Annotated in this window: 9 protein-coding genes and 1 pseudogene; 8 read left to right on the top strand and 2 right to left on the bottom strand. The window is 37.8% G+C overall.

Annotated elements, in window-relative coordinates; translation table 11 throughout:
* The 7 genes from ACR2F7_RS13330 to ACR2F7_RS13300 all read left to right on the top strand — a co-directional run.
* A partial coding sequence (locus ACR2F7_RS13330; protein ID WP_432714048.1) for a DUF4397 domain-containing protein occupies positions 1–850 on the top strand: 850 nt, incomplete at its 5' end.
* Between the two features lie 37 nt (positions 851–887).
* Positions 888–1,370 carry a hypothetical protein gene (locus ACR2F7_RS13325; protein WP_432714047.1) on the top strand — a complete coding sequence of 161 codons (483 nt, stop codon included), beginning with the start codon at positions 888–890 and terminating at the stop codon, positions 1,368–1,370.
* Entirely contained in the window at positions 1,330–1,833 is a 504-nt protein-coding gene (locus ACR2F7_RS13320) for a phosphodiester glycosidase family protein (RefSeq protein ID WP_432714046.1), read from the top strand. Before ACR2F7_RS13325 ends, ACR2F7_RS13320 begins: the two co-directional genes overlap by 41 nt.
* Positions 1,834–2,153: 320 nt before the next feature.
* Positions 2,154–5,189: a SusC/RagA family TonB-linked outer membrane protein gene (locus ACR2F7_RS13315; RefSeq protein ID WP_432714045.1), complete on the top strand. Its 3,036-nt coding sequence runs from the start codon at positions 2,154–2,156 to the stop codon at positions 5,187–5,189.
* Positions 5,190–5,191: 2 nt separating this feature from the next.
* Positions 5,192–6,652, top strand: coding sequence for a SusD/RagB family nutrient-binding outer membrane lipoprotein (locus ACR2F7_RS13310; protein WP_432714044.1), 1,461 nt, complete (start codon positions 5,192–5,194; stop codon positions 6,650–6,652).
* 17 nt (positions 6,653–6,669) lie between these two features.
* A complete protein-coding gene (locus tag ACR2F7_RS13305) occupies positions 6,670–7,119 on the top strand; it encodes a hypothetical protein (protein WP_432714043.1) in 450 nt (149 codons plus the stop codon).
* Between the two features lie 100 nt (positions 7,120–7,219).
* Complete coding sequence (locus tag ACR2F7_RS13300; RefSeq protein ID WP_432714042.1) at positions 7,220–7,435, top strand: hypothetical protein; 216 nt, start codon at positions 7,220–7,222, stop codon at positions 7,433–7,435.
* A gap of 98 nt (positions 7,436–7,533) precedes the next feature.
* Here the strand turns inward: ACR2F7_RS13300 and ACR2F7_RS13295 are convergent, their stop codons facing one another.
* Together ACR2F7_RS13295 and ACR2F7_RS13290 are read right to left on the bottom strand one after the other, a co-directional pair.
* A complete protein-coding gene (locus ACR2F7_RS13295; protein WP_432714041.1) occupies positions 7,534–7,866 on the bottom strand; it encodes a 2Fe-2S iron-sulfur cluster-binding protein in 333 nt (110 codons plus the stop codon).
* A 2-nt stretch (positions 7,867–7,868) separates the two neighbouring features.
* The gene (locus tag ACR2F7_RS13290) at positions 7,869–8,879 is read right to left on the bottom strand and encodes an NAD(P)/FAD-dependent oxidoreductase (protein WP_432714040.1); all 1,011 of its coding nucleotides are present in this window, start codon (positions 8,877–8,879) and stop codon (positions 7,869–7,871) included.
* A gap of 129 nt (positions 8,880–9,008) precedes the next feature.
* Here ACR2F7_RS13290 and ACR2F7_RS13285 point away from each other — a divergent pair.
* Positions 9,009–9,121, top strand: a pseudogene (locus ACR2F7_RS13285) (UDP-2,3-diacylglucosamine diphosphatase); the annotation flags it as partial.

Here is a 9,121-nt window from a genome sequence, read left to right as displayed (position 1 = left end):
TGACCAAAGAAACATGGTTCAGCCAGCCTTAATTAACTTTAATTTATTCAATATGAAAAGATATACCATTCTATATATAATTTGTTCCTTTCTCCTTTTTCTTTCTGCATGTGAGAAAAACGCCATAGACTATGGAGACATACAAAAAATAGGGCCTGAAGTGCCCTTGATTAAACTCAACTACGCTTCGCTGTACAACGACAATCGCTTTGCGATTATCAAGTTTAACGGAAGAAGAGTTACATCACTTATTCAGGGAAGAACTCCTTTTCCGGGAGGTGGTTATAACACTTATGGTGATGTGAGGGCTGACTATTTAACCGTTGATCCTGGGCAGGTGAAGCTTACCGTTGCCTTACCTTATAAGGTTGATATTGGTTTAGATTCAGTGGAGCTTTATTCTACAACCATCAACATTGAACAAGGAAAGAAATATGTTGCCCACATCACTGATACGGCTGCCTTTACCAAAACGGTATTGACCGAAGAGAGCTTTGCAAAGCCTGATTCTGGTTATGCAACCTATAGGTTTATTAATTTAATGCCTAACGTTCCGGCCATTGATTTGTATTACGGACAAAGTGCTAATGTGGTGACTGCAGATAAACTGGTTGCGTCTAATATCAGTTACCTCAAGATCAGTGATTATTTTACCATCAATAGGGCATCGGCAAGAACCTGGAAAATCAGGCCTGCAGGAGCTGCGGTAACCAATGCGACTGTTATTGCCAATTACACCAGTGCGAGTACGTTGCTTAACCAAAGAACGTATACCATATATGCACTTGGGTATAATGGAATTACGACGGTACCAAGAAAACCCTATCTTTCTTTCTTCCACATTAGATAAGAAGGAGACAGTTATGAACAAGTTAAACCATGGAAAAATGAACAAGATGATAAAGCATTCGTTTCTAGTGATGCTCGCTGCATTAGCAATGTCTGGATGTAGTAAAGATAAGGAAATTGTGGAACCGGAAGTACCGGTAAAAGAAGAGGTGGTGAAAGTAGATAAAGATATCACCGCTATGACGACCAAAATAATGGAGAAAACAGCAGTGATAGGTACTTTTGTTTCGGATACTACCATTAAGATGGCGGAAGGATTATTCCGTACTTCTATTGTTTTTAAAAGACCTGATAAACTTCCTGTTTCTATGTTTATCATTGAAGCAGATTTAAAAAATGCCAAGCTGGAGTTGCAAACCATCAGTCCGTACAATGACCTTATATATGGCGTTCAGCCAATATCGGAAATGGCAAAAGACAATGAAATTGCAGGTACTAAAATTATGGCGGCTATCAATGGAAGTGTTTATACAGCAGCAGGTGACCCAACTGGCATATTATGTAAATGGCATAGGCGTTAAAACTACTGTGCCTACTACAGGAACTTTTATTGCTTCTTACTTTGATAAAACCGTAAAAATAGGAGGTAAAGATGTTAAAGGTGTTGACAGACCAATTGTATACAGCAATATTAAAAATGCTGTAGGTTCTCTGGGCTGGTTAGTGGATAATAATACAAAAGCAACAACAACAGATGTGACCATTACAGCTAGAACTGCATTTGGTTATACTGCTGATAAAGTTGCCTATGCAATTGTGGTAGATGGATCGCAAGCTGAATATTCAAATGGCATGAGCATATCAAATCTTGCAGATATCATGGCTTGTTTAGGCGTAGTTGATGCCGTGAACATGAATGGTGGCGCTTCATCTTCTGTGACGATCAGGGATGCTAGTCAAAAAGTGTGGAAGTCTTTAAGTAAACCCACCACAGGAAAAGAAGCCAGTATTGGCAATGGATTGGCGTTTGTGGTAAAAGATTAGCAGAGGAGTCTTGAAATTTTTTGAGGCCGGCTTAAATTTCAATTTAAGCCGGCCTTTTTTTTATGGAGATTTTAAAAATTTTATTAAAAGCATTAATAATCTGATATGCAGGTTTTTGCGGATATTTTAATTGATATTAGCAATAAATATGTCGGACTATTATTTTTTTTGTAAAAAAACATTGTTAATCTTTACTAAACTTTAAATATTTGCATGTATGTGCGTGTTTGATTTGCTGTTAGCTTCAAAAATAAGCAACAGTTAATGAACAATTTCACATTGCAGGTATGAAAAAAAAATCATTTAACCAGTAAATCAATATGAACAGAAAACTACTATTATTATTCTGGTGCATTATTTTGCTAGCAAGCCCTGCGTTTGCGCAACAGGTAATTGTGACCGGAAAAGTTACATCTAGTGATGATGGGCTACCCATTCCAGGTGTTTCGATTAAAATTAAAGGAGCTACAACGGTTGTACAAACCAATGGAGAGGGTACTTATTCCATCAAAGCGGCTCCAACAGATGTTTTAGTTTACAGCTATATCAGCATGGTTGCCCAGGAAAAAGTGGTAGGTACTCAAACTGTTATCAATGTAGTTCTGAAAAGCAGTTCTACCAATTTAAATGAGGTAGTGGTAACAGCATTGGGTGTGAAGGTTCAAAAAAGAGCCTTGGGTTATGCAACGCAGGAAATTAAAGCTGATCAGATTACCAATACCAACCAGTCTAATCTAGTGAACGCCTTAAAAGGTAAAGCTTCTGGTGTGCAGATCACTAGCACAGGTGGTGCTGCAGGTGCGGGTTCAAGAATTCAGATCCGCGGGATCAACTCCTTAAATCCATCAGCAGATAACCAGCCTTTATTTGTTATTGACGGAATTCCTATTTCCAATAATACAGATCAGGTGGGAGATAACTTCCAGAATACCAATCGTTCAGCGGATATCAATCCAGAAGATATTGAAACGATGACTATATTAAAAGGTCCTGCAGCTTCTGTTTTATACGGATTAAGAGCAGCAAACGGTGCGGTGATCATTACCTCTAAATCTGGTAAAAGCGGAAAACCTAGCTTTAGCTTTAAATCTTCCTATAGTTTTGATCAGGTAAATATGACCCCTGAAATCCAAACTACATATGGTAATGGTAATGGTGGTGCTTATGTTTCCAGTGTGAACACCTGGGGACCGAAAATTGAAGGGCTTCCAACCTATAATCCTTATGATGAGTTTTTTAAGACGGGTCATCAGGCACAAAATTCATTTACCTTTAGTGGAGGTAATGAATCGGCAACATACTTTACTTCGATCTCCAACTCTGATCAAACAGGTATTGTACCCAACTCTGAGTACGGTAAAACATCCATCAGGTTAGCAGGAACCTTGAAAGCATCAGACAAATTTAAGTTTGAAGGTTCTGCCAATTACATTAACTCTGGTGGTCAAAACCCAAGAACAGGGGTGTCTTCAGGTACGATATTTTACTTAATGCGCCATACGAATACGGTTAACCCATCTGATTATTTAAATGCTGATGGCAGTGAAAAAACCTATAATGGCTCTATTCAGAATCCTACCTATTTTACAGAAAATGCCTTTATGAAGGATAATGTGAACAGGATCATTGGAAACCTTGGTGTAGAATTTAAAGCAGCTGACTGGTTAACTTTTAACTATAAAGCAGGTATAGATAATTATACAGATTTCAGACAAGTTTATAATGAAAAAGGTTTACTGATCAGCAACTTAGGGTCTATGACTGAGCAAAGAATTAGCTATAGTGAAATCAACTCTAATTTTTTTGCCAGAGCAACGAAACAACTTGGTGAAAAATGGATGGCTACCTTTTTATTAGGTCACTCTTTTACACATATCGACAGGACTAACTTATCTTTAAATGGTGCACAGGCGGTAGTTAACAATGTTGAAAGTATTAACAACTACAATGTTTATACAACTACAACTGCTCCATCAAAGAAAAACATCATTGGTGTTTTTGGTGATTTGACTTTAAGTTATGACAATACAGTATTTTTAAATGTGACCGGAAGAAATGACTGGTCGTCTACTTTACCGGTTAATAACCGTTCTTTCTTTTACCCTTCAACAAGCTTATCCTATGTTTTTACCGAGACTTTAGGTCTTCAGGATAACCCGATCTTTAACTTTGGTAAGTTAAGAGCGTCGTATGCAGAAGTTGGTAAAGATGCAGATCCTTACCAGGTAGGATTATACTATTCTACTATGCAGGCGTTTAGTGGGGTAACGGGTATCAGAAGAGATGTAAAAGTAGGTTCTGAAAACCTTCGTCCAGAGCGTACGAAAGGCTTGGAATTTGGTGGTGAATTTAAATTCTTTAAAAACAAACTTACCCTTGATGCCAATTATGCTATCTTGAACAGTATTGATCAGATTGTTCCTGTGCCTATTAGTTATGCTTCTGGTTTTGATATTTATGTTACCAATGCTGGAGAAATCCGTAACAAGTCATTGGAGTTTTTGTTAAATGCTAACATCATTAATTCAAAAGATTTCCAATGGGATATCAATGCCAACTGGTCAAGAACTAAAGGCCGCGTATTGTCAATGCCAGAAGGAGTAAGTGAAATTCAATTTAACCCTGAGTCACCTTGGGTAAAACAAATCATCAAAACGGGCGGTCGTCCGGGAGATTGGTATGGCTGGCCTTACACTCGCGTTACAGATGCAAATAGTGAATATGAAGGTCAGTTAGTAATTGGTGCTGACGGATATCCAATTATCCCTGCGCCACTTTCTGAAAATTACCTGATCGGTAATGCTTATCCTGATTGGGTAGGTGGTATAGGAAGTAGTTTAACTTATAAAGGCTTAACTTTCTCTTTCTTGTTCAATATTAAAAAAGGTGGAGATGTATTTGATATTCCAAAAACACAACGTTTTTCTACAGGTATAGGTGCAGAGACACAATTAAGAGATGTACAGGTAATCTTTAAAGGTGTTAAAAATGTAGGTACTGTTGAAAGCCCTGTATATGTGGCTAATGACAAAACGGTTCTGATTGACCAGAATTTTTACTCACAGAGTTATCCATATAAATTGTCTGCGGAAAACAATGGTTTCCAGGATGCATCATGGATCAGGTTACAGAATGTATCACTTTCTTATGACTTGCCTAAGATGTGGTTAAAGAAATCCTTTATCAGGTCCGCTTCAGTGTCTGTTACGGCAAACAATTTATGGTTGAGTACCTCCTTTAATGGATTTGACCCAGAAGCAAGTGCTTATGGCTCAGGATCAAACTCAGTAGGTTATGTGGGTACAGGTGTGCCTGCTACCAGAAATATATTTGTTGGTTTAAATGTTAATTTTTAGAAATGATGAAAGCATTCAATATAAAAGTATTCACCCTTTTTATTGCCGTTACGGTAGTTTTTAGCGCGTGTAAAAAGTCGCTGGACATCAATGATGATCCATCGAGACTTACAGTAGAGCAAGCTAATCTTCCCGGATTATTAGCTTCCTCTATACAATTTACTTCTACGTCCTTCTTTAATGCAGGACAATATGGAAACTATTACCCACAATACCTTGCTGGATTTAACTCTTATGAAGCAAATATTGATTCTTACAATCCATATGGTTTTGACAATATTTGGGAATCTGCATACAGAGATGCCTTGCCAAATATCAAGGACATGATTACGCGTGCAGAAACGCTTGGTGCACCACAATATGCAGGTATTGGTAAAGTATTGTTTGCTTTAACTCTAATGCAAAGCACAGACATCTGGGGAGATTTGCCGTATAGCGAAGCTTTCCAAGGTGCTACCGTTCCAAGTCCTAAATATGATAAACAGGAAAATATCTACAATAATTCTTTAAAGGAATTACTTGATGGTGCTATTGCTGATTTTGAAAAACCAGTACCAGCCACTGCTTCATTACAGGTAAGTACTGCAAATGATTTGATTTTCAAAGGTGTAATTGCGAACTGGAAAAAAGTAGCTTATGGTGCAAGGGCTCGTTATTATTTGCATCTATCTAAAAAAGATCCCGCTAATGCGGCTAAAGCTGTTGCAGATATCGCCGCTTCAGTTGATAATCAACAAGGTGCAGCAGATTTACAATTGACGTATTCTCAAGACAGACCAAGTCCTTGGTTTACTAACTTAGGTAATACGGTGCCGGCTTCAAAATCTGCCCGTCCTTCGTATTTCATTGTTAATTTAATGAATGGAACAGGATACTTTGCAGGTGTAATTGATCCAAGAATGCCGAAACTGTTTGATAATGCAGGTGCTGCAACTTATGTTGGTCGCCCGGTTGGTGCTTTAAATACAGAGCAGGATGCTAATCTTGCCAATGCAGATATTACCGAAAAAACCTTTTATGGCGCAAGGGCATCGGTAGTGCCAATTCTTACATATGCAGAAATGCAGTTTATTAAAGCCGAGGCCTTAATTAATACAGATAAAGCAGCAGCATATGCCGCTTATATCAATGGAATCAAAGGTAACATGTTAAAGCTGGGTGTGAGCAATACAGATGTTGATGCCTATATTAATAACCCTGTCATTACTAAAGGTGGAAACATCACTTTAACAGATGTGATGCTTCAAAAATATATCGCTTTGTTTTTACAAATGGAAACATGGACTGATATGAGAAGATACCAGTATGATGCAGCTATATACCCTGGATTGAAAAAACCTTACAAAAATCTATTAGGTAATGTTTTTGTGCAGAGAGGTAAATATGCCGATAATGAGCCAGGCAGGAACCCTAATGTTCCAAAAATTGCAGACCAGGCGCAGAAACTTTGGTTATTTAATTAACATTTGAAAAGAACATCATGAAACATACTAATTTTAAAATCATTACAGCACTTATGGCTATCGCCCTATTTGCGTCTGCCTGTAAAAAGAATGCTCCAGATCAATGGTTGCAAGATAACATTACGATTATAGGAAAGGTTCCTGTCATTGCATCTTTTACAGTTAAGGCTCCAAACACAATAAGTGTTACAGCTGGCAGTCCTTTACAGTTAGATTTAAGGTACTGGTCTGATGAGCCAATGGATAAAATCAATTTAAGATCTGCTGTGGGCACAGGCGCACAGCAGTTGGTTTCCACCACTGCTTACCAAAAAGCATATTCTACAGTGAGTCGTACAGATTCATTGTTAATTCCATACACAGTTCCTGCAGGTTTGGCTACAGGTTCAAAGATTTCAGTAGAAGTTGAAGTGGTTAACAAAAACACCTTGACTAAAAAACTGGCTTTAACATTAACTGTTAAATAGGTTTTTACAATTCTTATTTTACAATATTATTAAGGCTATTTCATTAATTTGGAATAGCCTTTTATATACCTTGTATTACTATATTTCATATTTTTGCAGCATGGCAAATTTTACACTTACCGCTGAAACAGCACCAAAAGTTAAAATCAAGTTTTTAAGAAAATACCGTGAGTTGGTCAATGAGCAGCTTCCTTTTAATCCAGGGCAAGAAGAAGAATTGGTTCTGCAGCTGATGCAGTTGATCAAAAGAGACAGGAAGTATGTGGAATTCACGATAAATAAAGCCCTGGCTGATCCAGAAGGAAACAGGTTGTAATTTATATACATCCTTGTTAAACAGAACAAGCAACCAATGATTATGCTTTGATAAGCTTAACCACTGATTGCTTGTTTTTATCATTAAAGAGGATAAACTTAGTTTAAGCCTCCGTGTAATTTTACGGTTAAACCATCCATTGCCGGGCTCAATTGTAGCTGACAGGCTAATCTGGAGTTCGGTAATACATCTGGTAAGGTGTCTAACATGGCATATTCATCATCAGACATTTCATTTAACTTATCTTCACCTTCCAAAACGTCTACACAGCAGGTGGCACATAATGCCATTCCACCGCAAGTGGCAAGGATATCATAGTCACAAGCTTTTAAATACTCCATTAAGCTTAAACCCATGTCAACGGGTGCTTCCAAAGTAGTTAAACTGCCATCAGGATTTTGTACGTGTATATTGATGTTATTCGCTTCCATAATTAAAATTCACTTACACCATTAACGGTGGTATATTTCATGGTATATTTAATACCAGGGTTCATGTATTGGTAAGCACTGTGGCTCATTAATGCAGCTTCGTGGAAACCGCAAAGAATCAATTTCAATTTATTGGTGTAAGTATTGATGTCGCCAATAGCGTAGATACCCGGGATGTTGGTAGAGTAATCGTCAGTATTTACTTCAATAGCACTTTTGTTGATGTTCAGGTTCCATTGCTCAATAGGGCCTAATTTAGGACTTAAGCCGAATAAAGGAATCAGATGATCTGCAGCAACATTAGTAGTTTCTAAAGTTTTATTATGGATAATCTCTACATTTTCAAGCTTTCCGGAACCAGTTACGGAGTTCAGGTTACTGTTTAGAATAAGGTTAATACGACCGCTTTCAGCTAAGGCCATTACTTTATTTACTGAATCTGGTGCACCACGGAAACTTTCGCTGCGGTGTACTAAGGTTAATTCTTCAACGATGTCTGCTAGGAAGATAGTCCAGTCTAAAGCTGAATCACCACCACCGGCAATCACCATTTTTTGTCCTCGATATTGTTCAGGATCGAGAATCATGTAGTTTACACCGCGGCCATTTTCAAATTGCTCTAAACCCATAACAGCAGGTTTACGAGGCTCAAAGCAGCCTAAGCCGCCAGCAATAACAACAACTTTTGATTCTATGATGGTTCCCATATTTGTGGTCAGTACAAAATCACCTTCTGCACGTTTCTCTAAACCTTCAATGCGTTCGCCTAAGGTAAAGCCAGGATGGAAGGGTTTACCCTGCTCCATCAGGTTATCGATCAATTCTTGTGCTAATACGGTAGGGTAACCTGGGATATCGTATATAGGTTTTTTAGGGTATATTTCTGAAAGTTGCCCCCCAACTTGTGGTAAATAATCAATTAAATGACAGCGCATTTTTAATAGTCCTGCTTCAAAAATTGCAAATAAACCTACGGGGCCGGCGCCAATGATGGCTATATCTGTAGAAATCATGTATTTAAATTTGGTGCGAATTTACAAAAATTGTCTATAATAAGCGTATGTTAAGAAATAATCTAGATAACTTGTCGTACTTTTTTTAATCAACAACAAAATGAAATTAGATTATCTTTGTTTCCATTGATGACAAAAAATATATACTTCGCCTCAGATTTTCATTTAGGTTCTCCTGATCACCAGCAAAGCCGTTTACGGGAAGACAGAATCATTAACTGGTTAAACGAAATCACGCCTAC

Source organism: Pedobacter sp. (assembly GCF_045628745.1).
Lineage (GTDB): Bacteria > Bacteroidota > Bacteroidia > Sphingobacteriales > Sphingobacteriaceae > Pedobacter.
Note: the sequence above shows the minus strand (reverse complement) of the source record. Positions and strands in the feature narration are given on the sequence as shown.

Coding starts and splice junctions, on each gene's coding strand:
- ACR2F7_RS13325 (WP_432714047.1), top strand. CDS start 888: ATGAACAAGATGATAAAGCATTCGTTTCTAGTGATGCTCGCTGCATTA.
- ACR2F7_RS13315 (WP_432714045.1), top strand. CDS start 2,154: ATGAACAGAAAACTACTATTATTATTCTGGTGCATTATTTTGCTAGCA.
- ACR2F7_RS13310 (WP_432714044.1), top strand. CDS start 5,192: ATGATGAAAGCATTCAATATAAAAGTATTCACCCTTTTTATTGCCGTT.
- ACR2F7_RS13305 (WP_432714043.1), top strand. CDS start 6,670: ATGAAACATACTAATTTTAAAATCATTACAGCACTTATGGCTATCGCC.
- ACR2F7_RS13300 (WP_432714042.1), top strand. CDS start 7,220: ATGGCAAATTTTACACTTACCGCTGAAACAGCACCAAAAGTTAAAATC.
- ACR2F7_RS13295 (WP_432714041.1), bottom strand. CDS start 7,866: ATGGAAGCGAATAACATCAATATACACGTACAAAATCCTGATGGCAGT.
- ACR2F7_RS13290 (WP_432714040.1), bottom strand. CDS start 8,879: ATGATTTCTACAGATATAGCCATCATTGGCGCCGGCCCCGTAGGTTTA.